The following is a 24,833-nucleotide window of genomic DNA, read 5'->3' as shown; positions in this document are numbered from 1 at the left end:
ATGACCAGTCGCGCCAACATCGCATGTCTCGGGGCCGGCCGCATGGGGCGCGGCATCGCCGTCGCGTTCGCCTATGCCGGGCACAGGGTCACGATGATCGACGTCAAGCCCCGTTCCGCCGAGGACTTCGCCAAGCTCGAAGCGGATGCGCTCGGCGAAATCAGGAAGACATTCGCGAGCCTCTCGAACCTGGGGCTGCTGACCGAGGCAGATGTCGATCCGCTCATCGCGCGCGTCTCGGTTGTGACGGCTAGCCAGAGCGGCGCAGCGCTTGCCGACGCCGGAATGGTTTTTGAGGGCGTCCCTGAAGTCGTCGAACTCAAGCGGGAGGTGCTGGGGGCGGCCTCAAGACAGGTAAAGCCCGACACGATCATTGCATCGACCACGTCGACCATTCTGGTCGACGATCTGTCCGGCGCGATCGTGAACCCTCGCCGCTTTCTCAACGTCCACTGGCTCAACCCGGCCTATCTGATCCCGCTGGTCGAGGTTTCGCCCGGCAAAGCCACCGATCCAGCCATCATCGAGGAGGTCAAGGCGCTGCTTGAAGGGATCGGCAAGGTTCCGGTGGTCTGCGCGGCGACGCCCGGCTTCATCGTCCCGCGCATCCAGGCGCTGGCCATGAACGAGGCCGCGCGCATGGTCGAGGAAGGCGTCGCCAGCGCGGAGGAGATCGACAAGGCGATCCGCTACGGCTTCGGCTTCCGCTACGCCGTGCTAGGGCTGCTCGAGTTCATCGACTGGGGCGGCGGCGATATCCTCTACTATGCGAGCCGTTATCTCGAAGGTGCCCTCGGCAACGACCGCTATCGCGCGCCGGACGTCATCTCGCGCAACATGCACGAAGGCCGGATCGGCCTGCGAACCGGCGCAGGCTTTCTCGATTATTCCGGGCTCGATGTCGACGCCTATCGGGCAAAGCGGCTCCAGGCCATGGTCGACCTGCTCCGGCATTTCGAGCTGGCTCGCCCGCCAGTGCTCGACCGCGACTAGCCGAAGACGTCCTGAAGCACGCCGTCCCGCACAACCGCGACGCCGTCCAGCTCGATAGTGGTTCCCATCATCGGCAGGTCGAAATGACCTGCGGTGTAGCGGCCGGCGAATTCGTTCGCGCCGGTCGAGAACAGGAAATTGCCGGAGACCGCACGTATCTCCGTGCCATTGGTGTCGCGCTGATCGTACATCGACAGCGCTTCATAGCGCGCGCCAGGGTTCATGCCGAAACCGACATGCGATACGGCGTAAGCCTCGCGATCGCCCCAGGCCGCGAGATAAGCACGCATCATTGCGGCATCCGTGCCCTCCCCTTCCAGCTCGACGACGTAATCGTCCTTCAACGTCATCTTCACAGGTGACGTCAGGTAGCGCTTGAATGTCAGGTTGATGTCGCCGGGCGCCATCACCAGCGTACCGTTGATCGTCCCGCTCTTGGGAAAGCTGACGACGATGCCGCCCGGCCAATGCGCGAGCGTGCCGGGCTTGTCGGTCCAGCCCCACACGCCGACCGTTGAAGCACCGATCATGTCCACGTCGAGCGCCGAGCCGGCTTTCGAGGTGACCCGCATCCGCTTGGTCCCGCGCAGCATCTTCGCCGCCGCGCGAACGCGCTTCTCGAGTGCGGGGTCCGGCACCATCCGCTCCAGCGCCTCCGGGTGCTCGTTGGAGATCACCAGGATCCGCGCGCCTGCCTTGAGGATCTCGGGCGTCTCCACCGCGTGCATCAGGCCCTCGATGGTGCAATCAACCACAAAGCCGGCCTGCTGAAGCGCGCTGATTACCGGGCCGAGCCGTTGGATCGCCTCGCTCGCGCCTGTCGAACGAACCGGAACGATATTGCGATTGCGCGGCGTCGGCATCACCGCATGAAATGGCCGCGCGCCCATCCGCAGCAGCGCGAGTTCCGCCAGATGTACATTCAGCGCACGCGATTGCGTCTCCGAGAGGATCGCCGCGGTATCGCCGGCCTTGACGGCGCATCGTTCGAAAATCTCACAAAATGCGTCGATCCATTTTGCTTCGATGCGATCAGCCAGCATGGTTCACTCCCGGTATCGTGGTTTCTTGTTCCGTCAGATCACGCTTCGGGAAAGCCCCGTAGGAGGTACGATCGCACGACGCCCAGCAGCGCGTTCAGGATCAACCCGAGCAGCGAGATCGTGATCAGCGGCACGAACATGTCGACGGCCTGGAACGTCCGGGCCGCCGTGACGAGGGCATGGCCCAGCCCGTCCGTCGACGTGATCATCTCGGCCAGAAACACCACGATGCAGGAAATGACAAGGCCGATCCGGCAGCCGGTCAGGATCGACGGCATCGCCGCCGGCAGCACCACCTTGAAAAGGACTTCATAGCGCGGCGTTCCCGCCGCCATGGCCGACCAGATCAGCTTCTGCTCGACGGTCGAGGCGCCGTAATAGGTGGACAACAGAATAGGGAACAGCGCATCCGCGGCCACCAGCGTGATCTTCGATCCGTGGCCGAAGCCGAGCAGCAGCAGGAGCGCCGGATAGAGCGCAACCTTTGGCAACGGCGCCAACACGCGGACGATCGGCCGAACCACAGCATCGATCGCGGGACTGGCAGCGGCAGCGATGCCGATGCTGACACCAAGTACGACCGCAATCGCGAAGCCGGCAAACAACCGGATCAAGGTCGCCGCGATCTCCTGCTGAAATGTCCACGTCACGAGCTGCTGGAGCAACCGGCTGAAGACGAACCCGGGCGGCGGCAGCAGGACCGCAGGCGCAAAGCCGAATGACACCAGGCCTTGCCAAACCGCGATCACCAGCACGATTGGCGCGATTCCGAGAAGGACATTTGATGGGAGAATACGCGGCGTCATGAGAAGCTCAACGGTATGTCGAACTGAGGCTCGGACCAGCGCACGAGCCTTGCGCGGACCCGCTCGAAGATCGCATCGAGGCAGATTCCCATCGCTCCCACGATGATGATCATCGCAAAGACGGTGTCGTATTGACCCATGTCGAGCGCGTTGAACAGGATGTTGCCGGCGCCGGACTGGCGGGCAATCATTTCGCTGGTGATCATTGTGATCAGCGCTAGCACCAAGCCCGTGCGGCAGCCAGTCAGGATCTCCGGCAGCGCCGCCGGCAACACGATGCGAACCAACCGTTGCAAGGGCGAGAGCCCCATGGCCGCACCTGACCACAGCATCTTCTCCTCGACCGCCCTGGCGCCCTCGAAGCTATGATAGATCACGGGCAGGCTGACGCCGAGGAAGATCACCAGCGTCTTGGCGATATCACCGACCCCCAGCCACAGCATGATGATCGGCATCAAGGCCGCTTTCGGTACCGGGTAGATCACCATCAGAAGCGGATTGAAGAAGGCCGCAACTGCGCGGCTGCGTCCCATCAGCAGGCCGAGAGGAATCGAAACAAGCACTGCAACACCGAACCCGATTGCCATGCGGCGGAGCGAGGCCAGGATATTGATCAGCGACTCCTTGTCGCCGAGAATATCCGGAATCGCCCGGATCGCCTCGATCGCCGTCGGAAAGCTGTCGTTCTTCAGCGCGAGCGAGGCGACCTGCCATATCGCCAGCAGCCCGATGCAGGCGAACACCGGGGCAGCACGTCTGGCGGAGGTAGCCAGCAATGTCATGACGGCGATCCGGTCTCGTCGACCTCGTCGAACATGCGCTCGATGTCGACGACGTACTTCTGGTAGCGCGGATCGAGCAACAGCTCGTTGCGGCGGCGCGGCCGCGGCAGATCGATATCGATCACCTGCCGGATGCGGCCGGGCGACTTCGACATCATCACGACCTTGTCCGACAGAAAGACGGCTTCGTCCACCGAATGTGTGACGAACAGCACCGTCTTGCGGTCGCGCTCCCAAATGTTCAGGAGATCGTTCTGCAAGCGCGTCCGGGTGTGGGCGTCGAGCGCGCCGAACGGCTCGTCCATCAACAGCACTTCGGGATGGTAGGCAAGCGTTCGGGCCAGCGCCACGCGCTGCTTCATGCCGCCCGACAATTCCTTGGGATAGAAGTTCTCGTAGCCCTTGAGGCCAACCATCTCGATCAGCGCCCGGCTCTGCGCTTCGGCCTCAGGGGTCCGCACGCCCTGCTGACGCGGCCCGTACATCACATTGCCCAGCACGGTCTTCCAGGGGAAGAGCGCAAACTCCTGGAACACCGGCCCGCGATCAGGACCGGGTCCTGTGATCGCCCGTCCCTTGATCTTCGCCGCGCCGCTGGTCGGGCTGACGAAGCCCCCGACGATGTAGAGCAGTGTCGACTTGCCGCACCCCGACGGACCAAGGATGGAGACAAAGGCGCCCTCGGCGATCGTCAGCGAGATGTCCGATAGCGCCAGATGATCCTTGCGCGCCGAGGTCTGAAAAACCTGCGAGACGCGGTCGATCTCGATGATCGCAGAAGCCGGCTTTTGTGACGTCACCGGTCCCACCCATTCGCTCGATCTCGAAGGCACGACCTTCATCCCGTCTCCCACTTCACCCGCGCACGAACGTCGCGCAACTTGTCTGCTGGATGTCCTCCGTCAGCGGCAGGAGCTTAGCAAGAAACTTGCCAGACAGGTGGCCGTTCTCGCACAGGTACGCCGCGTCATTCGAACCAGGGCCATTCTGCCGGCCCCTCATGGGTAACCGCTCCGCCCGGCGCCTGGCCGACCAGTCGCGCATATTTTGCGAGCGCGCCTGCGCGGTGACGCGGCGGGCGTGGTTTCCAATCACGTCGGCGCGCCGCGAGCTCCGGCTCGTCGACCAGCATATCCATACGCCGATTTGTAGCATCAATCCGGATCTTGTCGCCGTCGCGAACGAGGGCCAACGGACCGCCAACGAATGCTTCGGGGGACACGTAGCCGATGCACATGCCGCGGGTCGCGCCGGAGAACCGCCCGTCGGTGATCAGGGCCACCTTTTCGCCCATGCCCTGCCCGTAGATCAGCGCGGTGACGCCGAGCATCTCGCGCATGCCGGGGCCGCCGACCGGCCCTTCGTTGCGGATCACCAGGACCTCACCTGCCTTGTAGCTGCGGTCACGAACCGCTGCGACACAGGCCTCCTCGTCCTCGAAAACGCGCGCGACACCCTCGAAGAACTGGCTCTTCAAACCTGCGACCTTGATGACCGCACCGTCCGGACAGAGGTTGCCCTTCAGCACCGCGACACCGCCATCCGGCATGATCGGCGCACTTGCCGCGTAAACGACCTCGCCGTCCGGCGCGTTGGCCGCGCCATATTCTTCGGCAAGCGTCCGGCCGGTGATGGTGATGCAGTTACCGTCGATGTGACCGCTTCTGATCAACTCCTGGATCACCACGGCGGCGCCACCTATGTCGTAGACATCCTTCGCCGTGTATTTGCCTCCGGGCCGCAGGTTTCCGATCAGCGGCGTCCTGGCAAAGACCTCGCCGACATCGTCGATCGTGAATGCGATGCCGGCCTCGTTCGCGATGGCGGGCAGATGCAGCGCGGCGTTGGTCGAGCCGCCCGTAGCGGCGACGATCGCCGCGCCATTCTCCAGGGATTTCCGCGTCACGATGTCCCGTGGCAGAGGCCCGCCACGTTCCAGCATTTCCATGATCAGCCGCCCGGCGCGTCGCGAGATCTGCGCGCGCTCGGCGTAGACACCAGGCACCATCGAGACGTTGGGAATGGTGAGCCCCATCGCCTCCGACACCATTCCCATGGTGTTCGCAGTAAACTGGCCGGCGCACGCACCGATGGTCGGCAGGCAGGCGCGCTCGATCCGCTCCAGTGTGGCGCCGTCGATCTCTCCGGTCATGAAGCTGCCGACAGCCTCGTAGGAGTCGAGCACGGTCAGCGTTCGCCCGTCCACGCGCCCCGGCAGCGAACTGCCGCCGTAGATGAAAATCGACGGCACGTTGCAACGAACCATGCCCATCATCACGCCGGGAAGCGTCTTGTCGCATCCGCCGTATCCGATCAACGCGTCATAGGCGAGACCATGAACGACAGCCTCGATCGAGTCGGCGATCAGCTCGCGCGAAAAGAGGGAGAACTTCATTCCCTCGTGATTCATGCTGATCCCGTCGGAGACCGACACGGTGGAGAATTCGCGCGGCGTGCCGCCGGCCTCCTCGATACCCGTCTTGGCCGCGGCCACCTGGAAGTCGTGGGTCATGTTGCAGGGCGTCTGCTCGCCCTTCATGCTGACAATGCCAACCATCGGCTTGGCGATTGCCGCATCGTCCAGCCCCATTGCGCGCATGAATGCGCGGTGCGGGGCCCGGTCGAGGCCGTCGGTCGTTATCCGTGATCGCAACTTCTTCATATTTGCATCATCTTCGTGCGATGTCCCACACGCGGCGGGACATTGCCACTTCGTCTCTCAAAAGACGGCGCGAACACTTATTGCAGCGGTGCGACGATCGTCGGATGTTTGAATTGTGCGACGTCCAGCTTCGGCAGCATTCCTGTCTCCGCGTAGATGTCCAGCATCTTCTGGATCGCGGGGAAGTTCGGTGCCGCCCCCGGATCACGGCCAAAGTCGTTGTCCTTGAGCAGGTAGGTCTCGAGCACCGGAACAGGCGCTTTCAGCACCTCGGACACGACCTTCAGGGTCTCTTCGCGGTTCGCCAGCGCCTTCTTCATGCCCGAAGTGATGTCGCGAACATAGGCTTTGACCAGCTCCGGGTTCTTGTCGACGAAATCGGCACGGCAGGCTTCCAGGATGTGCACGATGTTCGGCATCGCCTGGGACAGCGAGAACAGTTTCCTTGTGCCACCCTTTGCTTCAGCGCGGGCGGCAAACGGCTGATTCATGTTGACCGCGTCGACGCGGCCCTGGCGCAACGCGTCCTCGGAGACGGCAAAGCCGACCTCGACCAGCTTGATATCCTTGGCCGGATCGACGCCATTCTGCTTCAGGAGCAGGTTGAAAGGCCCTTGCGTGCCGCCGCCGATCACGGAAATGCCGACGGTCTTGCCCTTGAGATCGGCAATGGTCTTGATTGGCGAGTCATCCATGACAGCCCAGTAGACCGAGAAGCCGCCGGGCTTCTCAAAGACGTGCTGAGCCACGATGTAAGCCTTGAGATTGCCGCCGACCACGCCGTTGGAGAGCGACAGCGGTGCCTGCGTCGCGCAATCCAGTGCGCCTGCCGCCAATGCCTGCGTCATCGGCGCGGTGCCCTGAAATTGGGTCCATTCAATGTTGTAGGTCTTGCCGATATTGGGAAATTCAGCCGGCCTGCGCATCATCCAGTATTTGGATTCCTCGGCCGGGATGGTCCAGCCAACGCGGATCGTCTGCTGCGCCCGCGAGGGGCTTGCGCCCGCAATCAGGGCCGCCACCGCCCCCGTCGCCAGCATCAACCTCGAAACCGTTCGCATCGCGCCCACTCCGTTGCTCCGGCGCCGACCGGCGCCACCCAACCCGACCGGCCCAAATGTTTCATGGTTCAAACAATCAGGCAAGCCATGCAAGCGGTCCGGTTTCGCCGCGGGACGCGCCATGTATGGTAAAGCGGCGGTCGCGTGACGTTGTGCTGCGACAGGAGGAGGCAACCTATGGCTGATGCGAGCAAGGCAAACCCGCAACGCGACGAGCGGTTCGGCTATCTCGGCCTTGGACTCATGGGAACGCCCATGACCCGGCGCCTGCTCAAGGCCGGCTATCAGGTCAGTGTTTGGAACCGATCAGAGGGCAAGGTCGCTCCACTCGTCGAAGCTGGCGCAAGGCACGGAGCCAGGCCCCGCGACGTTATGGCGAGCTCGGACATCGTCTTCATGTGCGTGACGGATGCCGCGGCCGTGGAAGAGGTGATTTTCGGAGCCGAAGGTCTTTCAACCGCTCCCGGCGCGGGCAAGCTCATCGTCGATTTCTCGTCAATCCATCCCGACGCCGCGCGCGACCTCGCAACGCGACTGAAAGCTGCGAACGGCGCAGGCTGGATCGATGCACCGGTGTCCGGTGGCACCAAGGGCGCCGAGGAAGGCACGCTTGCCATCATGGCCGGTGGAGACGCTTCCGACATCGAGAGGGTGAGGCCCTATGTGCTGACTATGGCCCGCAGGTTCACTCACATGGGCCCCACCGGCGCCGGTCAGACCGCAAAGCTCTGCAACCAGGTGATCGTCGGATGCGCCATGGCCGTTCTCGCGGAAGCAACGCGTCTCGCCGTGAACGCCGGAATTGATGCCAATAGGCTGCCCGAAGCACTCGCGGGCGGATTTGCGGATTCGATCCCGCTTCAGCTCTTCGTCCCGAGGATGGTCCAGGGCATTCACTCACCGCCGCTCGGCCATATCGCCACGATGCTCAAGGACCTCGATACGGTTGCCGATGTTGCGCAGACGACGTCGACACCGGTGCCGATGGCTACGCTTGCGGGACAGCTCTTCAGGCTGGCCAAGGCCGCGCGAGGCGCGGATGCGGACGCGCTGGAGATCTACAAGCTTTCAGCAACGGAATATTGAGCCACCGGGTGCGACCTGAAACGCGTTACGGTGTTTTCTTGCGTTCATCGTTGGCCACGAACCGGCCATACGCCCCGCGTGCAAACAGCAATGTATCCTTGGCATTGTAGGCATAGGCCTCGACCGCCCCAAGAAAGATCACATGATCGCCGCCATAATAGCGGTTGACGGAACGGCATTGAAAATTGGCGACGCTCTCGGCAAGCACGGGAGCGTTGCCGAGCCCTGGCGTCCAGTCGACGCCAGCGAATTTATCGTCGGACGATTTCGCGAATATATTTGCGAGCGCCTGTTGCGAAGCGCCGAGCACGTGGACGGCAAAATGGCTCGCGTTCTGAAACACGGTCAGGCTCGAAGAATAAACTCCGAGGCTCCAGAGGACGAGAGGAGGATTCAAGGAGACCGATGCAAAGGAATTGCAGGTGATGCCATAGGGTCTTCCGTCGGGGGCCACGGCAGTGATGATCGTGACGCCTGTTCCGTAGGTGCCGAGCGCGCTACGAAAATCACGGGGATCAATTGGCGAGCTGTCGCTCGCGAGCTCGTTGGCTGGATCTGGAACGGCCGGCTGCTTCGGCAGATCATTCATCGGCCGGCCTCACAGCGTGAGATTCTCGGACGGCAGGCCCAGTGCCACGCGTCCATAATTGGTCCCGGCCGCATCGAAATTGAATGCGAGATGCGCGTTGATCGCGTGCGCATCGCGAAACTGCCGCTGCAACACGCCCGCCGTGAAGAGCCCGCGCGCCCCGCTCGCCGCAAATAGCATTGAGACCGCGTCGGTACATAGATTGACCGAGAAAGCACCGTCACGTCGGTACCTGGTCTTGGTCGCCATGTCTGGAATGTGGCTGCGTCGTGCATCCTCCATGGCATCGATACACGCCGAACGCATGGTCCGACGTGCAGCATCGATCTTGGCCGAGGCCTCCGCGATCTTGATCTGCGTGCTTTGGAAGTCGCTCAGCTTGGCGCGGTTGTAGGTGGAAATGCGATGACGGACGACCTCGATATAGTCGTTCAGGCACGCCTGCGCGTTCCCCAGCGCGACGCCGGACAGGACGTAGGGAAACAGCGAGAACACGGGTAGCGCGTATAACGGATTGGGATTGACCTTGCTTCCGGGCGTCGGGCCGCCGGCAAGCTCACCGACGGCAACCGTCATATGGTCGGCCACGAAGGCTTCCCTGACCTCCACGTCGCAAGACCCCGTACCGCGCAATCCTGCGACATTCCAGGTGTCGAGCACCTTGTAGTCATGTTTCGGAAGCAAGAAGATCCGGTATTCGATGCCGTCTGCTTCATCATCAGAGGAAACCACGCTTGCGAGCATGTTCCATTCGCAAGACGCAACGCCCGAGGAGAACGGCCAGCTTCCGTGCAATTGGTATCCGCCCTCGACCCTCGTGGCGCGGCCCGCAGGAAAGATGAATGAGGATGCAATCAGCACATCCGGGTCGCTGCCCCAGACCAGATCCTGCGCCTTTTGCTCGAACATGCCGAGCATCCAATGATGGCTCGCCAGATTGGCGAGATTCCAGGCCGCCGACGCGTCCGCTTGTCCGAGAAGATCGGCGCAATCAATCAGGGCGACATAGTCGAGTTCGGCGCCGCCAATGCGCTTGGGCTGGAGCATCCGGAACAGGCCGGAGTCGTGCAGATCCCGTTCGGTCTCGGGCGGAAGGTAGCGTAGCTCTTCGGTTCGGGCTGCCCGCTCTCGCAGTCGTGGCACGAGCGCCCGAGCCTTCGCGATCATTGCCGCATAGGCGCGTTCGCCGGATTCCGGCCCCGCAGGCTGGCCCACGCTGGGTTCTTGACCAGGCGCCATTCGCATCCCTCGCTTTCCCACACTTATGCGGCGGGAACCTTGCCAAATCAAGCCGATGCAACACTAACACAGTGGCGTCGCCTGAACCCGGGCTGCTTGAAAGGATGCGATGTCGCGAACAGCCGTGTTGCAAAGCAGCGATCGGTACGCCGCGATGCCCGCCCCTCAAGGTTAACCACTCGGGCTCAGACCGAGGGCTTGCCTGATCCAAAGACACCCCTCTGGGTGAGCTCCGTGATCCGACGCTGGTCGTAACCCAGCGTGTCGCGCAAGACGTTCTCGGTATGCTCGCCCAACAGGGGGGCGGCAACCGGATCAATCGCGCCGGTCAGACTCATGGAAATCGGCGTTTCGATGTTGGGGACCCAGTCTGCCGTAGGATGCGGAATCCGGCTCAAGCGATGGCGGTCGCGGGCCTCGGGTGCATTAAAGCCCTCTTCGACGGTGCGGAGATAGCCGACCGGAATATTGGCCAGCTTCATTTTCGTCATCCAGTTCTCGAGGGTATCGCTCGCAAAGACCTCCGCAATGGCTGCCCGCAAGAGCTCCTTGTTCTCGGAGCGTGCTTTGCGCGTCGCAAATTGCGGATCGGTGATGAGGTCGGGCCGGTTCAGCACCTCGACGACCAGCCGGCGATAGAGCCGGTCGTTGGCGCAGGCCATGTAGAGCGGTCCATCGGAAGCCTCGTAGACGCCGACGGTGGGAGACCCGCTCGGCGAATTGCCGAACCGTCCGGGGTTCTCACCGTTGATCAGATAGGCCATGCCGTAGAAGCTCGTCATCGCCATGGCGATGTCGAACAGGGCCACCTCGACATGCTGGCCGCGGCCGAACCGATCCCGCGCCAGCAGGGCCAAAAGGATAGCGTTACAGGCCGTCATCCCCGTCGCAATATCCACGATGGGCGGGCCGGTGCGGACTGGAGGACCGTCGGCAAATCCGTTGAGGGACATGAAGCCGCTTTCCGCCTGTGTGATCGGGTCAAAACCGGGACGCGAAGCGAACGGCCCGGTGCGCCCATAGGCGGAAATCGAGCAATAGACCAGCCGAGAATTGAGCGGCGCGACCGCTTCGTAGTCTAGGCCAAATTTCTTCATGACCCCGCTCGAAAAATTCTCGACGACCACGTCGGCTTTGCGGATCAGATCCAGCGCGATCTCGCGGGCTTCGGGCACGGCGAGGTCGAGTGCGATACCGCGCTTGTTGCGGTTCAGGCTGAGATAAGCGGCGCTCTCGCCGCCGGTTTCGGCGTGTTCATACGCGCGCGTGTCGTCGCCGCCGTCCGGGTTCTCGATCTTGATGACGCGCGCGCCGAAATCGGCAAGCGTCTGGGTGCACGCCGGCCCAGCAACCACCCGCGTGAAGTCGACGACCAGCAGACCATCGAGCGCCGTAGGCCCTCCCGCCACTCGCGACGAACGTTCCGGCAATTGAGGCTTGGTGGACATCGATAGCGCTCCCTTACATCGGCTTATAATCGCCGAATTTCCTGCAAGGGGAAACTTAAAGCCCGGCGCCGCCGACTTCGCAAGTGCTTCAGCCACGTCGTCTGAAAACGCAAAAAAGGCCCGGCAGCTGTCAAGCTGCCGGGCCTCTCGACATTATGGGCGTGCAGGCCGGCACCGCGTCTCGCGCGCCCAGTTCCGCCGCGTTCCGCATCACGGGAAACACCGGCGCCCCCAAACTCGGCGCAGCCGTTTTCGCCAGTAAAGCGTATGCGACCAGGCCCAGGGTACCTCGGGCTCATAGAGCCGATAGCCAGCCTGCCGGGTTGTCCGTTGTATCCGAGACGATGCTGCCCCATCCGATGCGCCGCCCCCTCGCCTCGATCGCCCGCATCAGCCTGAGTTGAAGCCCCCGCCCCCAATGCCGACGTAGGACACCGACCTGGAGAAGTACCCGCTGTTTCGCGCATACGTCGACGTCAGAACGCCGGCGAAGGCGACCGGATCATCATTGTGATAGGCGAGCCACCACGTACCCAACTCGAATTGCGGCATGACGGCACAATCGAAGAATGTGAGCAGGTGCAGATCGCCGAGGGTCTCGGCGGTCTCCTCGTCGTCCGCATGGACGATGCGAATTCTGTACATCGAATGCCCATACATCGGTTGCCCAACGGGATTGGCTGCTCCTGAGCGCGAACGACGGCGGCCTCGCGTCGTGTACATCTATTTGCCCAATACGACCTTGACGCCGAGCCAGACGGCCCCCATCAGACCGGTGGCAATCACCGTGATCACCGCCTTGAATGTGTAGCTTTGCGCCTGCTCCACACTCTTCCGCCAGCGTCGCAGGTGCTGAAAATCCGCCCGCAACTCCTTCCGGTCATCATCTTCGATTCCAAAAGTAGCCAGCACCGACGCCACCGCCTTCAATACGATCGCATCGATGCTGTCCTGCTGGAATCTCTGCTGCTCAGCCAGCGTTTCGACGACAAGTGCCTTGATTTCGTCTTCCGGCATCTTCACCGCTCGATGATCCTTGCAACATTTTCGAAGCCGCGCTTGGCGAAGTAGAAGGAGACCACGAGATTGGCGGTAATCGCCGCAAAGCCCGCCAGAGCATCAGTGGAGCCAAAGCCAAGAACAGACCGGGAGCTTTGCGAAATAGAGCGCCACGCAATAGCCCATCAGCTTGCCCGGCTCGTACCAGTGCCCGATCTCCGCACCCCAAAGGTCGCAGCGGCGCGGCGCACGTTGCTCGCGCCGCGGGCCGGCACGTTCGCGCGTGCACGGCCAGCAATGGTTCGGACGACGGCGCGCCGATCGGCGCTCCAGGTTTGTCGAGTGCGTGGCCGCAATGCGTTGCCGCCGTCCGATTCCGATCGAGAACGAAAAAACCCGCGGCGGATGCTCTCCGCGCGGGTCAATCAAACTCGTCTCGATGATGTCATTCTGCCGGTGTCTTGCCCGACGAGTCAAATCCTGTGTTGAACGAAATTGTCGTCACACCAGGTGGACATGAAAAAGCCCGCCGCGGATTGTCCCGCGCGGGCCGAACCAAACTCGTTTCGATGATGGCATTCTGCCCGTGTCTTGCCCGACGTGTCAAACACCGTGGGCCGCAACAGGAGAATGACCTTCCTCCCACTTAGATATGTGGTGCGCCAGGGGCTTGCTTCAAGTCCCCGACCTTCGCGTACAACCCCCGCCCGAGCAACAAGTCGAGGGATCACGACATGCCCGTACTGCTTCCGACATCCCGCTCACGCGGCCGGACCGAGCAAGCCCGCGCCGGCAACCCAGCGCCGACCGATCATGCCGTGGTGATCGCCGGCGGCGGCCCGACCGGCCTGATGCTGGCCGCCGAGCTCGCGCTCGCGGAGGTCGACGTCGCCATCGTCGAGCGGCGCGCGGATCAGGCCCTCGTCGGCACGCGCGCCGGCGGGTTGCACGCCCGCAGCATCGAGATCCTCGATCAGCGCGGCGTCGCGGATCGCTTCCTGCGCGAAGGGCAAGTCACGCAGCTCGCCGGCTTCGCCTGGACCAGGCTCGACATCAGCGACCTCCCCACCCGCCACGCTTACGGGCTGGCGCTGCGGCAGAGCCACATCGAGCGCATCCTGGCCGACTGGGTCGGCGAGCTCGCGGTCCCGATCTATCGGAACTTCGAGGTGACGGGCTTCGTTCAGGACGAGACCGGCGTCAACGTCGCGCTGTCCGGCGGCGAGACGTTGCGGGCGAACTATCTGGTCGGCTGCGACGGCGGCCGCAGCCTGGTGCGCAAGACCGCCGGCATCGATTTCGTTGGCTCTGGTCCCACGCTCAGCAACCTCATGGCCGAGGTCGAGATGAGCGAGGCGCCGGCCTGGGGCCTGCGTCACGACGCGCTCGGCTTTCACGGCCTCAGCAAAACGGAGAGCGGGCGCGTGCTGGTCGTCGTGACGGAAGCGACACTCGACCGCAGCGGCGAGCCCACGCTTTCCGATCTCAGCGAGGCCCTCGTCGCCGTCTACGGCAACGACTCCGGCCTCAAGAATCCCGCCTGGATCGCCCGCTTCACCGATGCGGCGCGGCAGGCCGCCTCCTATCGCAGGGGACGCGTGCTGGTCGCCGGCGATGCCGCGCATATCCATCACTCTGTGGGCGGACAAGGCCTCAACACCGGCCTGCAGGACGCCGTCAATCTCGGCTGGAAGCTGGCGCAGGTCGTCAAGGGCACGGCACCCGGCAGCCTGCTCGACAGCTACCATGCCGAACGCCATCCCGTTGCCGCGCGCGTGCTGCGCAACACCATGGCGCAAATCGCCCTGCTCCGCCGCGGCGACGACAGCCTCAAGGCCGCGCGTGAGGTGGTGTCCGACCTGCTCGGCATGGACGAGCCGCGCAAGCGCTTTGCCGCGATGATGAGCGGCCTCGACATTCGCTACGATCTCGGCGAGGGCCATCCGCTGCTTGGGCGCCGCATGCCCGACCTCGACCTCGTCACACCAGGCGGTTCGCAAAGACTGTTCACCCTGCTGCAGGGCGCGCGTCCCCTGCTGCTCAATTTTGACAAGCCGGGCTGCATCGCCATCGCACCCTGGGCGGATCGCGTCGGCGTCGTCGACACCAGCTACCAGGGCCCCTGGGAGCTGCCAGCGATCGGGCCGGTCGCAGCGCCCGAAGCCGTATTGGTGCGACCCGACGGACACGTGGCGTGGACGGGCGACGCGCGCCAGCGCGGGCTTGAGGACGTGCTGACACTATGGTTCGGGCCGGCAGCGCGACATAGCAAACCGAACTCATGCGCCCCCTCGAAACGAACAAAGCCCGCGGCATCCCCGCGGGCTTGATCCAAATTCATTTCGACGATGCCATTCTGCCAGTGTTTTGCCCGACGAGTCAAACCTTGGCTGCCAGCACACCCTCCAGGATGTCCGGTTTGCATTCACGAGTGGACGCAAGGTCAGTTACCCGCCTTGTCAGCGAAGGGCCACTTTCGGACTCATGCGCCGCAACAAAAAGCGCCTTCAATATCGCCCCTCGATCATCAATATCCGGGATATATTCGGGGGATACTGACCGCTTTGTGAGAGATGATCCAATGGAGCCCATCAGTGCAGATCTTTCCACGATACTAAACCGCATCCTTGATACGGCGGCAGATAATCTCAGGATTGCAAAGATTCTCGTTCAAATGGGGCTTGATCCCAACAACATCACCTACGACGCACTGTTTGATCGGCTGCTGGAAATTGTGTTGGCCAACATCACGCTCGCCAACATGTTTGCCTTGGTCGGCGCAATCTTCTTTGTCGCTACCTTGCTGATGCAGAGAATGGTGCCGCTGCGGGTCGCGAATATGGTCGGCTGTGCATTCTTCGCAACCTTTGGCGCGCTTTCCGGAAGCGTCGCCACCTTTCTGCTTTATCTGCTGTTGCTGCCGGTCAATGCCCTTCGTCTCCGTCAACTGCTCAGGCTCGTTAAGAAGGCACGTAACGCGACGCAAGGTGACATGTCGATGGAATGGCTCAAACCGTTCATGACCGAACGCAGATATCGCCATGGCGACCGATTATTTAGGAAGGGTGATGCGGCGGCCGAAATGTTTCTCACCGTCACCGGGAAGTTTCTCGTCAAAGAAATCGGCGTCGAGCTTCCCCCAGGGCGTCTCATGGGAGAACTTGGCTTCCTTGCGCCCGATAAGCGACGAACCGGAACGGTCGAGTGCATAGAAGACGGACAAGTCCTGACTATAACTTATGAAAGGTTGCTTGAAATCTACTTTCAAAGTAATCAGCAATTCGGCTACTATATCCTCCTCCTCACCAGTCAGCGTCTGCTGGAAAACAACCAGCGCCTCCAGGAAAACATCTCGCGGCTGGAAGCAACTCTCGCGCAGGAGAAAGCGGCGCGACAGACCCCAGCCGCGGATGGCACGGCTTAAAACTTGGCTCTTGATTGCTCCACTATTGGTGACAGAACTGTCGCGACGCGGTGCAGGTCTCGCGAGGCAACGACGTCCGCTCGGGGTCATGAGCGCCCTTCGGAGGGGCGGCCTGTTGCTTCCGGTTTACCCCCATGAGCCGACGGCCGGGGACGCTGCTTAGACTTCGCATTCGGGCCAGCAGGCGACATCAAAGCGAGCGCATGAAGCATCTTCTGGCGCGCTCATCGCCGAGCTGAGTGCAGCAGGCCAACAACTCAATGGACAGGGCCCGGGTGCTCGGTCGACGCAACAGACTGCAGTCACAACGATTTCGCGTGGAACGCCACTTGCGGCCGTCACTCACCGACCCCACACCAGTCGGCAGCCGCTTCGTATTCGACGGTAGCTACCTCGATTGGAGCCAACCTGCGCTGCTCTCGTGGAATTCGAAGCAGAACGAGTTATCTACAGGGATTGCTGGTCCCGCTCGCATGCACGGCGCCATTTCCAATGCCCCCTCGGTACTCCAGTTGGCACCCTTTCGGCACCGGCCTGCATCCTTGCATGTCACAGAAGATCTGGCCACTCGCCTGCTGCTTTGTCGGCGCGCTTTCGGTCTGCCTTCGTTCCTGATCTCGCTTCGCCTCATCTCGCGTTGCGACGGGCTTCTTGTCCTGTACCTTCTCGCATTCATTGTCGCCATTGACGCGATAGCCGGCGCGGCAAGCGATCTTCACGCATGCGTCGCCATCCGCCTTAAAGCCATGGTCGCAAACCAGCGGGCAGACGCGACCCGGCTTGGCCTTGATGGCGTCGAGCACGTCGAAGCTTGCGAGCTTGGTGTCGAATGTCATCCCGGCATACTTGTTGAACAGCGTCAGCGAGCGCTGTGACGAGGCGTTCCAGTCGCCGTCCGCTGCGGCGTTCAGGCAGCCGACGCGGCGCAGCTCCGACTGGACCAGCTTCGTCCCCTCCTGCGGCGACATTGCCGGAGGAGTTGTGGTGGGGGCGACCGCCGCCACCTTCTGCTCCGCGGCGACGGCGGCTTGCTTCTCTGTTGCCTGCTTCGCGGCGAGCTCGGCTGCGGCCTTGTCGCTGGCGAGCTTGTCAGCCAAGGCCTTCTCGGCGGCTTGCTTATCAGCCAGCGCCTTGGCCGCGTCGGCTTCCGCTTCCTTGCGCCGCTGTTCGGCTGCGGCGGCCTTGGCCTCCTCGATCTGCTTGGCCTTCTCAGCCGCGAGCCGCGCATCCTCGGCCGCTTTGGCGGCGGCCGCCGCTTTGTCCTGTTCGGCCTTCCTGGCGCGCTCAGACGCCAGCCGCGCCTTTTCCTCTTCTGCCTGGCGGGCCTTGTCCGCTGCCGCAGCACGGGCGTCCTCGGCGGCAATCCTGCTCAATTGCCCCTTGGCGAGGCTCGCGTAGAAGCCGTCCGGGTATCTTGCCAGGAAAGCCGACCACACCTCCCTCGTGCCGATCTGCAGAGCCAGTTCATAGTCCCGGCGGATCGCATCGTCTGGGCTCGCCTGCGGCCCGGTCCCAGTTGGCTTTGCCGGCACCAGCGGGACATCATTGCCGCCGAGTGAGCCGTAGACATAGGGCTCCTGCTTGTAGCTGGTGTTCTTCAAGACGTCGTCGCGCACGAAGCCGAACGCCTTGCGCAGATCAAGACCGGGTGTCGGCAGTCGCTCGACCAGTGCTGCGGCAAACGGACTGTTCTTGGCATCCCCGTCCGACGCCGTCGAGCCGGCCTTGGCGGCGAAGGCGATCATGGTGTTCGGGCTTGTCGGCTCGACCTTGGCAAGGCCGCGTCCGACCGCGCGAGCAGCCACAGTTCGCTTTATCGTCTTGGCGAAGGGATTGTCGCGGCAGGCGTCCAGAATGATGAGCCGAAGCTGCTTCGCGGGCTCGACAGCGAATAGCGCCCGATCAAGCGCCACAGTTTCGTCCAGAACGTCGCTGTCCGTGTCTAAGGCCGCATCGGTCGGGATCAGGTAATTCGTCCCCTCCAACTCGATGCCGTGGCCGGCATAGTAAATGACGGCGACCTCAGCCTCTCGTGCTCGTCCACCAAAGTCGCGCAGAGCCTTGCGCATCTCGGTAGCATTGAGATCGGTCTTGATCTCAATCCAGTCGAACCCGGCCTTTTTAAACATGCTGCCGACTAAGTCTGCATCGTTTGCGGGATTGGCAAGTCGCGGCACGCTCTTATAGGCGGAATTGCCGATCACCAACGCAACGCGGCGCTCGGCGTGGGCTGAACCGCAGGTCAGCCAGATGAAAAACACCAATGAAAACCAGCGAAGTGCGCCCATGGTAGCCCCGATAATATGTGCGCAGGGTAAGCGGAGCCTGTCAAAAGGCAAGCTTCGACTCCGTGATGGCCGTCACGTTCATTCGGGCGACGGCGGCTTCGGGTCATTTGCGACCGACATGGGTTATCCGCTCCATGTCCGATCTATCCCCGATAGCGACCGAACGGCGGACGCGCCCAGACCATGCGGGTGGTAGCAGAGCAGCGCGAGATCGGCGAGCACGGCATCACTTTAGGGCGCGGGCTCTTAAGTCCGATCAGCCGGCGAAAGCATGCCACTCCCAGAGCCTTCACAAGCCTAAGCCGGAAGCCAGTCTTGATATGCGTCAATCTATCGGAGCGCAAAGCGGCTAGTAGTAAAGCCTTTCTAGCCAGCGTCGGAGCGCGACATGGTAAAGTGTGGTTGGTTGATAATTGCCGGCCTTACCGCTGCTTTCGCTGCCGCGGCTCAGGCTGAAGACCTCGACATCGGCAAGTCAGAATTTCAGTCTTCGTGCGCGAGTTGTCATGGCGCGGATGCAAAGGGCAAAGGACCGGTCAGCGACCAGCTCAAGATCCCGCCTCCCGATTTGACGGTGTTGGCCAAGAACAGCAACGGGGTCTTTCCCACGAACGCTGTCTATGAAACCATAGATGGATCGAAAACAATTCCTGCTCGCGGCACTCGTGAGATGCCAATTTGGGGGGAACGATTCAACCCCATTGTCAACTTGCCTCACTATGTTGATCCGTCTTATTGGAAGATGGCCGGGCCGGAGCAAAGCCCCGAAGTCGTCGTGCGAAAACGCATCCTCGCTGTTGTCGATTATCTCAGCCGCGTTCAGCAAAAGTAGCAACCGACGAGCATAAGATTGCTTGCCCATCCCGCTTAGCGCCCGCTAAAGCGGAAACAGTTTGCTTGCGCCACAACCGGCGAAGCAGCTGCACCACCAACCAGCCCGATGAACTCCCGCCGCCTCATATTGCCTCGTGATGCGCCCGGGAGTCTTACTGCCCTGCTTGCCAAACCGCGATGTCCGAAGCGGGTCGAGGCCGACATCTGCCCGGCCCGATGCCGTGCCTTCTTGGAGTCAAAACGCGGAAAACTCAACGTGAGCAAGCTCAGTCCGCTACGCCCCATTGAACGGACCTCAATGAGGCGTGCTACCACTTCGCTGATGGGCCACAAGCGGACATAGGTGCGGGATGTCTCGTCACTGACTGGTCTCGTTTTGTCTTCGGATCAGAGACATATCCGAGACGCGGGTAGTGATGGACAATCCATGCTGTCTAAGACCACTCCATCCGACCCATAACCCGACGAGGCCGAACAAACTGGCCGCAGGAAGAACCCAGGTCATTCTTCTGGCGCCGAACGCAGCGGCTATCGCAGCGCAAAATACAGCGACTAACACAATAGGAAGGACATATGGCCAGTTTCCGACAACTCCGTCCAACCCCCTTCGGCCAATAAGCAATACCGCAATCACTCCGAAGCAACTCATGCCTAAAAGGAGGACATTCCCGCCGATGTCCAACACAAGGCTTACCCCGTGCTGTGGGATGGATCGGCCCCCGAGCACGTGTTCGTAAAGACGAACGCCCGAAGCATAGGTCATAAGAAGACAGAACAACCCGAATACTAAGCCGATCGTCTTGAAGAGAGGCCTTGCTGTGTGTACTTCCATGCCGGGCACCCATCGCGCCTGTGAGGCGTTATTGAAAACAACCTTAGTTCTCGGCGAAAGAGTCGAGGAGCGCACGAAACCGTTTCCTGATCTCGTCCGCTTGGTAAACGTATTTGCGACTAAATTCCAAATTCAGAACGCCGTATTCCGCGCCGGTGTGCTCGGCGAGAGTGCAATAAGGATTCTTGTCGGAGATCTTGTTGCAGGCAAAAATCAGAGGCCCCTCGGTCGTACCTCTCATAAATAGATCGGAATCCGCCTGGCATAGCTTGTAGCCGGATTCGACCTCTCGAAACTCGCCTTGGCCTTTCTGTTCACACCGACGCTCCCACTGTCCCTTTCGCTCGGAAAAATCCAACTCTTCCTGTCCTCCTCGGATCGTTGCGCTCACCTGATCATGGAAGCCGTCGCGATATGGATGCTCGATAAATCCATCAGCATTGTTCGCGTTCCTAGGCGTCAAGCCGGGGAGCAGGACGTGAATTTCGAACGTCGTCGTTCGAGGATTGGGGGCGACAGCTGATCGATCAAGATCCACGAGGTAATTGCGCGGCACCCTGTATACCTTGTTGCCAAAACGGATCGAAACCACCGCGGTGCTAATGGACGGATGCTCAAGTAGTTGATCTGCGCTAAATGCATTCCGTTGTACCATCTCTGCAAATGACCCCCGTTTATTCAAAAGTGGATCTGGATTGCCGGGATGAATGAGCAATCGGTAACTGAAGAATAGGCCAGCTATCAGCACCGCGACCGCGGAAGAAATGACCCACTTCATCATGTCGGATGTTTCGGCGCGGGTCTCGCGGTATTGCCTACGTCCAAATTCGGGCATGTTCCCTGCTCGGCTCGCCCCCACTGAGGCACACTTTCTTGGTTGCAGTTCGTCGGTCGTCAACCAAGAGCCGGGCAATTACTCAATTTTCCATGAACAGCGTGGTCCGCTAATGGGATGGTCCGGCCGTGCTCCTGCCCCGCCAGCGATAAGCTGGCCAGGGGCGCCAAGACAAGGAGCACGCCATGTCCCAGACACCCAGTACCGCGATCGCCGTGATCGGCATCGATATCGGCAAAAACTCGTTCCACGTCGTGGGCCACGATACGCGCGGCACCGTCGTGCTGCGGCAAAAGTGGTCGCGTGGCCAGGTCGAGGCGCGGCTCGCCAATATGCCGCCTTGCCTGATCGGCATGGAAGCCTGCGTCGGCGCACATCATTTGAGCCGCAAACTCGCATCGTTAGGTCACGATGCCAGGTTGATGCCGGCCAAATATGTCCGCCCTTATAGCAAAGGACCGAAGAACGACTTCAATGACGCCGAAGCGATTGCCGAAGCCGTGCAGCGCCCGACGATGAAGTTCGTGGCGACCAAGACCGCGGAGCAACTGGATCTGCAGGCGCTGCATCGGGTGCGCGAGCGGCTGGTGTCGCAACGCACCGGCATCATCAACCAGATTCGCGCCTTCATGCTGGAACGCGGGATCGCGGTGCGCCAGGGTATCGGCTTCCTGCGCACAGAACTGCCCACCATCCTTGCGACGCGCACCGATGCCCTGTCGCCACGCATGTTGTGTGTCATCGAGGAGTTGGCAGGCGACTGGCGTCGGCTGGATCAGCGCATCGATAGGCTCTCCGGCGAGATCGAAGCACTGGCCCGTCAAGATCAGGCATGTTCGCGCCTGATGACGGTGCCTGGCATCGGGCCGATCATTTCGAGCGCCATGGTGGCCGCGATCGGCACTGGAGACGTCTTCTCCAAAGGCCGTGACTTCGGCGCCTGGCTCGGGCTGGTGCCCAAGCAGATCTCGACGGGAGACCGCACGATCCTCGGCAAAATCTCACGGCGCGGCAATCGCTACCTGCGCGTTCTGTTCGTGCAGGCGGCATGGGTTGTGCTGGTCAGGATCAAGAACTGGGAACGTTACGGACTCAGATCCTGGATCGAAGCCGCCAAGAAGCGATTGCACCACAACGTGCTGGCGATCGCACTCGCCAACAAGCTTGCCCGCATCGCCTGGGCGGTGCTGGCTAAAGGACGCGCCTTCGAGCTGACAAGGACCAACGATGCAGGCGTCCGACCCGCTTGATCGTCGCGCCGTGCTCGGCGCGGTCAAGGCGCGGCCTGGCAACGCCGGAGCCAGCCGCAAGCAAAGCGCAACGGCCGGCCTTGACCGCCCGTGCGCGCGACGCGACGCACGTCCTGCGGGCCGGGACGAAGGAACGGCCCCTGGCTCGAACACAGGAACTGCGAGGTAGGAGGAGCAAGCGATGACGTAACCCCATCAACAGGTTCCAGCCGAGGTCTGCGAGAGGATGAGACGAGATGGAGGTTCGGTCTTCCCGGCGCATGCGAACACTGGTGACCCAAATGGCCCAATCGAGGCCTGTCCGCTAATGAGAACGCACGCGCGCTGATATCCATGATGGCCCGGAGAAAATGCTCCAATCAAAGGCCGGATACATTGATGCAAGACCACACCACCTGATCGACGAACCTCTTGCTACGCACGGCCGGACCATACATGTGGGTCAAACTCGGAAGTCAGGCCGTCCGGCTCCTACGTCTGCTTTATCCTCGCGAACGGACATCGCCAGACGCATTCTTTGGGCATCCTGCTCGCCACGTCATAGCGGCGCAGCGCAACCGTCTTCGTTCTCTCGCACGAAGCAGCGTAGCTTGTCCGGCGTAGCCGCTTGCGAAGCCGGACGCTCAGTTCATCGCTTGGCACGGCCAATCGGCTCTAAGCCGCCTGTACTTCCAGGAAACGCTCGGCGTAGTGGCAGGCGACGAGCCGGCTGTCGAGCGGGCGCAAGAGCGGACGCTGCGTGCGGCAGAGATCCGTCACATAGGGACAGCGGGTCGAGAACACGCAGCCTTTCGGCGGATCGAGCGGCGAAGGCAACTCGCCCTTCGGAACGATGCGCTGGCGTTTGCGACCGAGGCCCGGCGTCGCGTCAAGCAAGGCCTGAGTATAGGGATGCAACGACCGCGCAAAGATGCGCTCTTTCGGCCCATGCTCCACTGCGATCCCCAGATACATGATCATCACGTCTTCGGCAATGTGACGCACCACGGCGAGATCGTGCGAGATGAAGAGATAAGCCAGCCCCAGTTCGCGCTGCAGATCGACCAGGAGGTTGAGAACCTGCGCCTGCACCGACATGTCGAGCGCGGACACAGGCTCATCGGCAACGAGCAGCTTCGGCCGCAGCATCAAGGCGCGCGCGATTGCGATGCGCTGACGCTGGCCACCCGAGAACATGTGCGGATAGCGGCCATATTGCTCCGGTCGCAGCCCGACCTTCGCCATCATGTCGAGCGCCTGCGCCCGCCGGTCTTGCTTGGAAAGTCTGGTGTTGATGATCAGCGGCTCTTCGAGTATGTGGCCAACGCGCTTGCGGGGGTTGAGCGACCCATAGGGGTTTTGAAACACGATCTGCACGGTGCGGCGCAATGTCTTCACAGCGCTGGCCGGAGGATTGACCGCATCGACGCCGTCGAGCATCAGCGTGCCGCCGCTCGGCTTCTCGATGAGAGTCACAAGCCTTGCGAGCGTCGACTTGCCGCAGCCGGATTCGCCGACGACCGCCAGCGTCTTGCCGGCTTCAAGCGCGAACGATACTCCGCCCACGGCCTGCAGATGCGCCGGTGGGCGAAACCAGCCCTGCTTGATCTCGTAACTGCGCCTGAGATCGGTGGCGGTGACAAGCGCCGTCATGACACGGACTCGCGCTTGAGGATCGACGCGCCGCCCCCATCGGCCGCGATGCGCTCATCCCGTGTCGGATCGCCGAGCGGATAATGACAACGGATCAGGCCGTCCATCCAGGGGCGCAGATCGGGACGCACCTTGTCGGCCAGCGGCGTTGCATGGATGCAACGCGGACTAAACAGGCACCCCGGCGGTCGATCATTGAGCCCCGGCACCACGCCAGGAATGGTGGCGAGCCGTCCGCCATCACTCGCCTCCGGGCGTGCCGCCAGCAACGCGGCTGTATAGGGATGCTGCGGCGACGCAAACAGGCTCTGCGTCGGGCGCTGTTCCATGATCTGTCCCGCATACATGACAGCGACTCGCTCAGTCGTGTCCGAAACCACACCCATGTTATGCGTGATGAGGATCAGCGCCATGCCACGATCGCGTTGCAGAGACAGCAGAAGATCGAGGATCTGCGCCTGAATGGTGACATCGAGCGCCGTCGTCGGCTCATCCGCGATCAGGAGCTTCGGATTGCAGGCGATCGCCATCGCAATCATGACGCGTTGATTCATGCCGCCCGAGAGCTGGTGCGGGTAGGCCGACAGCCGGCTCTCCGGGGCCGGAATGCCGACTTGCTCCAAGAGCTCGATTACGCGGCGCCACGCGGCCTTGCGATCCATCCCTTCATGGACGTGCAACGTCTCGGCCAACTGATAGCCGATCGTGAAAGAGGGATTGAGCGATGTCGTCGGCTCCTGGAAGATCATCGCGACGTCCTTGCCGGTGAGCGCGCACCGCTCGCGGTCGGACAAAGTCTGCAGATTCCGCCCCTCGAACAGCAGCTTGTCGGCTCGGACACGCCCCGGATAGGGCACGAGTCCCATCAGGGCCAACATGCCGACGCTCTTGCCGGAGCCGGATTCGCCGACGATTCCCAGCACCTCGCCTTTTTCGAGCGTGATGTTGACGCCATCCACGGCGCGCACCATCCCGTTCTGGAATGGAAACTCAACCGATAGATTTTCAATCTCGAGCAGCGGCATCAGAT

Annotated in this window: 20 protein-coding genes and 1 pseudogene; 6 read left to right on the top strand and 15 right to left on the bottom strand. The window is 62.0% G+C overall.

All coding sequences use genetic code 11. The features are described from left to right. Positions 1–993 (top strand): 3-hydroxybutyryl-CoA dehydrogenase, encoded by a 993-nt coding sequence (locus tag AB5K84_RS15425; protein WP_110116765.1) that lies wholly within the window; start codon positions 1–3, stop codon positions 991–993. On the opposite strand, the gene AB5K84_RS15420 is transcribed toward AB5K84_RS15425, so the two are convergent. The 6 genes from AB5K84_RS15420 to AB5K84_RS15395 form a co-directional block, all read right to left on the bottom strand. Beyond that, positions 990–2,036, bottom strand: a complete 1,047-nt coding sequence (locus AB5K84_RS15420) for a peptidase M29 (RefSeq protein WP_110116766.1) — start codon at positions 2,034–2,036, stop codon at positions 990–992. The genes AB5K84_RS15425 and AB5K84_RS15420 overlap by 4 nt on opposite strands. Positions 2,037–2,074: 38 nt before the next feature. Next, the gene (locus tag AB5K84_RS15415; RefSeq protein ID WP_011088830.1) at positions 2,075–2,842 is read right to left on the bottom strand and encodes an ABC transporter permease; all 768 of its coding nucleotides are present in this window, start codon (positions 2,840–2,842) and stop codon (positions 2,075–2,077) included. Further along, positions 2,839–3,624: an ABC transporter permease gene (locus AB5K84_RS15410; protein ID WP_110116767.1), complete on the bottom strand. Its 786-nt coding sequence runs from the start codon at positions 3,622–3,624 to the stop codon at positions 2,839–2,841. The genes AB5K84_RS15415 and AB5K84_RS15410 overlap by 4 nt, the downstream gene beginning before the upstream one ends. Further along, complete coding sequence (locus AB5K84_RS15405; protein WP_110116768.1) at positions 3,621–4,466, bottom strand: ABC transporter ATP-binding protein; 846 nt, start codon at positions 4,464–4,466, stop codon at positions 3,621–3,623. The genes AB5K84_RS15410 and AB5K84_RS15405 overlap by 4 nt, the downstream gene beginning before the upstream one ends. Positions 4,467–4,591: 125 nt before the next feature. After that, the gene (ilvD, locus tag AB5K84_RS15400; protein WP_110116769.1) at positions 4,592–6,286 is read right to left on the bottom strand and encodes a dihydroxy-acid dehydratase; all 1,695 of its coding nucleotides are present in this window, start codon (positions 6,284–6,286) and stop codon (positions 4,592–4,594) included. Positions 6,287–6,363: 77 nt separating this feature from the next. Next, on the bottom strand, positions 6,364–7,347 hold the full coding sequence (locus tag AB5K84_RS15395) for an ABC transporter substrate-binding protein (protein ID WP_161537025.1): 984 nt from the start codon (positions 7,345–7,347) through the stop codon (positions 6,364–6,366). 177 nt (positions 7,348–7,524) lie between these two features. Between AB5K84_RS15395 and AB5K84_RS15390 the strand changes: the two genes are divergently transcribed. Further along, positions 7,525–8,433 (top strand): NAD(P)-dependent oxidoreductase, encoded by a 909-nt coding sequence (locus AB5K84_RS15390; protein ID WP_162603682.1) that lies wholly within the window; start codon positions 7,525–7,527, stop codon positions 8,431–8,433. A gap of 25 nt (positions 8,434–8,458) precedes the next feature. On the opposite strand, the gene AB5K84_RS15385 is transcribed toward AB5K84_RS15390, so the two are convergent. From AB5K84_RS15385 to AB5K84_RS15365, 5 genes and pseudogenes are all read right to left on the bottom strand, one after another. Beyond that, positions 8,459–9,022 carry a flavin reductase family protein gene (locus AB5K84_RS15385; protein ID WP_011088836.1) on the bottom strand — a complete coding sequence of 188 codons (564 nt, stop codon included), beginning with the start codon at positions 9,020–9,022 and terminating at the stop codon, positions 8,459–8,461. A gap of 9 nt (positions 9,023–9,031) precedes the next feature. Then, positions 9,032–10,261 (bottom strand): acyl-CoA dehydrogenase family protein, encoded by a 1,230-nt coding sequence (locus tag AB5K84_RS15380; RefSeq protein ID WP_162603683.1) that lies wholly within the window; start codon positions 10,259–10,261, stop codon positions 9,032–9,034. A gap of 185 nt (positions 10,262–10,446) precedes the next feature. Further along, complete coding sequence (locus AB5K84_RS15375) at positions 10,447–11,709, bottom strand: CaiB/BaiF CoA transferase family protein (protein WP_060908324.1); 1,263 nt, start codon at positions 11,707–11,709, stop codon at positions 10,447–10,449. Positions 11,710–11,919: 210 nt separating this feature from the next. After that, a pseudogene (locus AB5K84_RS15370) lies at positions 11,920–12,354 on the bottom strand (GNAT family N-acetyltransferase). 78 nt (positions 12,355–12,432) lie between these two features. Beyond that, positions 12,433–12,732 carry a hypothetical protein gene (locus AB5K84_RS15365; protein ID WP_110116773.1) on the bottom strand — a complete coding sequence of 100 codons (300 nt, stop codon included), beginning with the start codon at positions 12,730–12,732 and terminating at the stop codon, positions 12,433–12,435. A 710-nt stretch (positions 12,733–13,442) separates the two neighbouring features. On the opposite strand from AB5K84_RS15365, the gene AB5K84_RS15360 reads away from it, so the two are divergent. After that, complete coding sequence (locus AB5K84_RS15360; protein WP_246790644.1) at positions 13,443–15,038, top strand: FAD-dependent monooxygenase; 1,596 nt, start codon at positions 13,443–13,445, stop codon at positions 15,036–15,038. Between the two features lie 251 nt (positions 15,039–15,289). Beyond that, a complete protein-coding gene (locus AB5K84_RS15355; RefSeq protein ID WP_097532518.1) occupies positions 15,290–16,132 on the top strand; it encodes a Crp/Fnr family transcriptional regulator in 843 nt (280 codons plus the stop codon). Positions 16,133–16,575: 443 nt separating this feature from the next. Here AB5K84_RS15355 and AB5K84_RS15350 read toward each other — a convergent pair whose 3' ends face one another. Then, on the bottom strand, positions 16,576–18,420 hold the full coding sequence (locus tag AB5K84_RS15350; protein ID WP_110116774.1) for a caspase family protein: 1,845 nt from the start codon (positions 18,418–18,420) through the stop codon (positions 16,576–16,578). Between the two features lie 388 nt (positions 18,421–18,808). On the opposite strand from AB5K84_RS15350, the gene AB5K84_RS15345 reads away from it, so the two are divergent. Next, entirely contained in the window at positions 18,809–19,252 is a 444-nt protein-coding gene (locus tag AB5K84_RS15345; protein WP_110116775.1) for a c-type cytochrome, read from the top strand. Between the two features lie 877 nt (positions 19,253–20,129). On the opposite strand, the gene AB5K84_RS15340 is transcribed toward AB5K84_RS15345, so the two are convergent. Then, positions 20,130–20,921, bottom strand: coding sequence for a hypothetical protein (locus AB5K84_RS15340; RefSeq protein ID WP_110116777.1), 792 nt, complete (start codon positions 20,919–20,921; stop codon positions 20,130–20,132). A 185-nt stretch (positions 20,922–21,106) separates the two neighbouring features. Between AB5K84_RS15340 and AB5K84_RS15335 the strand changes: the two genes are divergently transcribed. Continuing rightward, positions 21,107–22,171 carry an IS110-like element ISBj4 family transposase gene (locus AB5K84_RS15335; RefSeq protein WP_011087397.1) on the top strand — a complete coding sequence of 355 codons (1,065 nt, stop codon included), beginning with the start codon at positions 21,107–21,109 and terminating at the stop codon, positions 22,169–22,171. Positions 22,172–22,825: 654 nt separating this feature from the next. On the opposite strand, the gene AB5K84_RS15330 is transcribed toward AB5K84_RS15335, so the two are convergent. After that, positions 22,826–23,803, bottom strand: a complete 978-nt coding sequence (locus AB5K84_RS15330) for a peptide ABC transporter ATP-binding protein (RefSeq protein WP_060908327.1) — start codon at positions 23,801–23,803, stop codon at positions 22,826–22,828. Then, complete coding sequence (locus AB5K84_RS15325) at positions 23,800–24,828, bottom strand: ABC transporter ATP-binding protein (protein WP_110116778.1); 1,029 nt, start codon at positions 24,826–24,828, stop codon at positions 23,800–23,802. The genes AB5K84_RS15330 and AB5K84_RS15325 overlap by 4 nt, the downstream gene beginning before the upstream one ends. Positions 24,829–24,833 lie beyond the last annotated feature (5 nt).

It is taken from the genome of Bradyrhizobium sp. 1200_D9_N1_1 (assembly GCF_052075915.1).
Lineage (GTDB): Bacteria > Pseudomonadota > Alphaproteobacteria > Rhizobiales > Xanthobacteraceae > Bradyrhizobium > Bradyrhizobium diazoefficiens.
Note: the sequence above shows the minus strand (reverse complement) of the source record. Positions and strands in the feature narration are given on the sequence as shown.

Coding starts and splice junctions, on each gene's coding strand:
- AB5K84_RS15410 (WP_110116767.1), bottom strand. CDS start 3,624: ATGACATTGCTGGCTACCTCCGCCAGACGTGCTGCCCCGGTGTTCGCC.
- AB5K84_RS15390 (WP_162603682.1), top strand. CDS start 7,525: ATGGCTGATGCGAGCAAGGCAAACCCGCAACGCGACGAGCGGTTCGGC.
- AB5K84_RS15405 (WP_110116768.1), bottom strand. CDS start 4,466: ATGAAGGTCGTGCCTTCGAGATCGAGCGAATGGGTGGGACCGGTGACG.
- AB5K84_RS15350 (WP_110116774.1), bottom strand. CDS start 18,420: ATGGGCGCACTTCGCTGGTTTTCATTGGTGTTTTTCATCTGGCTGACC.
- AB5K84_RS15330 (WP_060908327.1), bottom strand. CDS start 23,803: ATGACGGCGCTTGTCACCGCCACCGATCTCAGGCGCAGTTACGAGATC.
- AB5K84_RS15335 (WP_011087397.1), top strand. CDS start 21,107: ATGTCCCAGACACCCAGTACCGCGATCGCCGTGATCGGCATCGATATC.
- AB5K84_RS15375 (WP_060908324.1), bottom strand. CDS start 11,709: ATGTCCACCAAGCCTCAATTGCCGGAACGTTCGTCGCGAGTGGCGGGA.
- AB5K84_RS15340 (WP_110116777.1), bottom strand. CDS start 20,921: ATGCCCGAATTTGGACGTAGGCAATACCGCGAGACCCGCGCCGAAACA.
- AB5K84_RS15420 (WP_110116766.1), bottom strand. CDS start 2,036: ATGCTGGCTGATCGCATCGAAGCAAAATGGATCGACGCATTTTGTGAG.
- AB5K84_RS15360 (WP_246790644.1), top strand. CDS start 13,443: ATGCCCGTACTGCTTCCGACATCCCGCTCACGCGGCCGGACCGAGCAA.
- AB5K84_RS15415 (WP_011088830.1), bottom strand. CDS start 2,842: ATGACGCCGCGTATTCTCCCATCAAATGTCCTTCTCGGAATCGCGCCA.
- AB5K84_RS15385 (WP_011088836.1), bottom strand. CDS start 9,022: ATGAATGATCTGCCGAAGCAGCCGGCCGTTCCAGATCCAGCCAACGAG.
- ilvD (WP_110116769.1), bottom strand. CDS start 6,286: ATGAAGAAGTTGCGATCACGGATAACGACCGACGGCCTCGACCGGGCC.
- AB5K84_RS15325 (WP_110116778.1), bottom strand. CDS start 24,828: ATGCCGCTGCTCGAGATTGAAAATCTATCGGTTGAGTTTCCATTCCAG.
- AB5K84_RS15395 (WP_161537025.1), bottom strand. CDS start 7,347: ATGCGAACGGTTTCGAGGTTGATGCTGGCGACGGGGGCGGTGGCGGCC.
- AB5K84_RS15380 (WP_162603683.1), bottom strand. CDS start 10,261: ATGGCGCCTGGTCAAGAACCCAGCGTGGGCCAGCCTGCGGGGCCGGAA.
- AB5K84_RS15425 (WP_110116765.1), top strand. CDS start 1: ATGACCAGTCGCGCCAACATCGCATGTCTCGGGGCCGGCCGCATGGGG.
- AB5K84_RS15345 (WP_110116775.1), top strand. CDS start 18,809: ATGGTAAAGTGTGGTTGGTTGATAATTGCCGGCCTTACCGCTGCTTTC.
- AB5K84_RS15355 (WP_097532518.1), top strand. CDS start 15,290: ATGGAGCCCATCAGTGCAGATCTTTCCACGATACTAAACCGCATCCTT.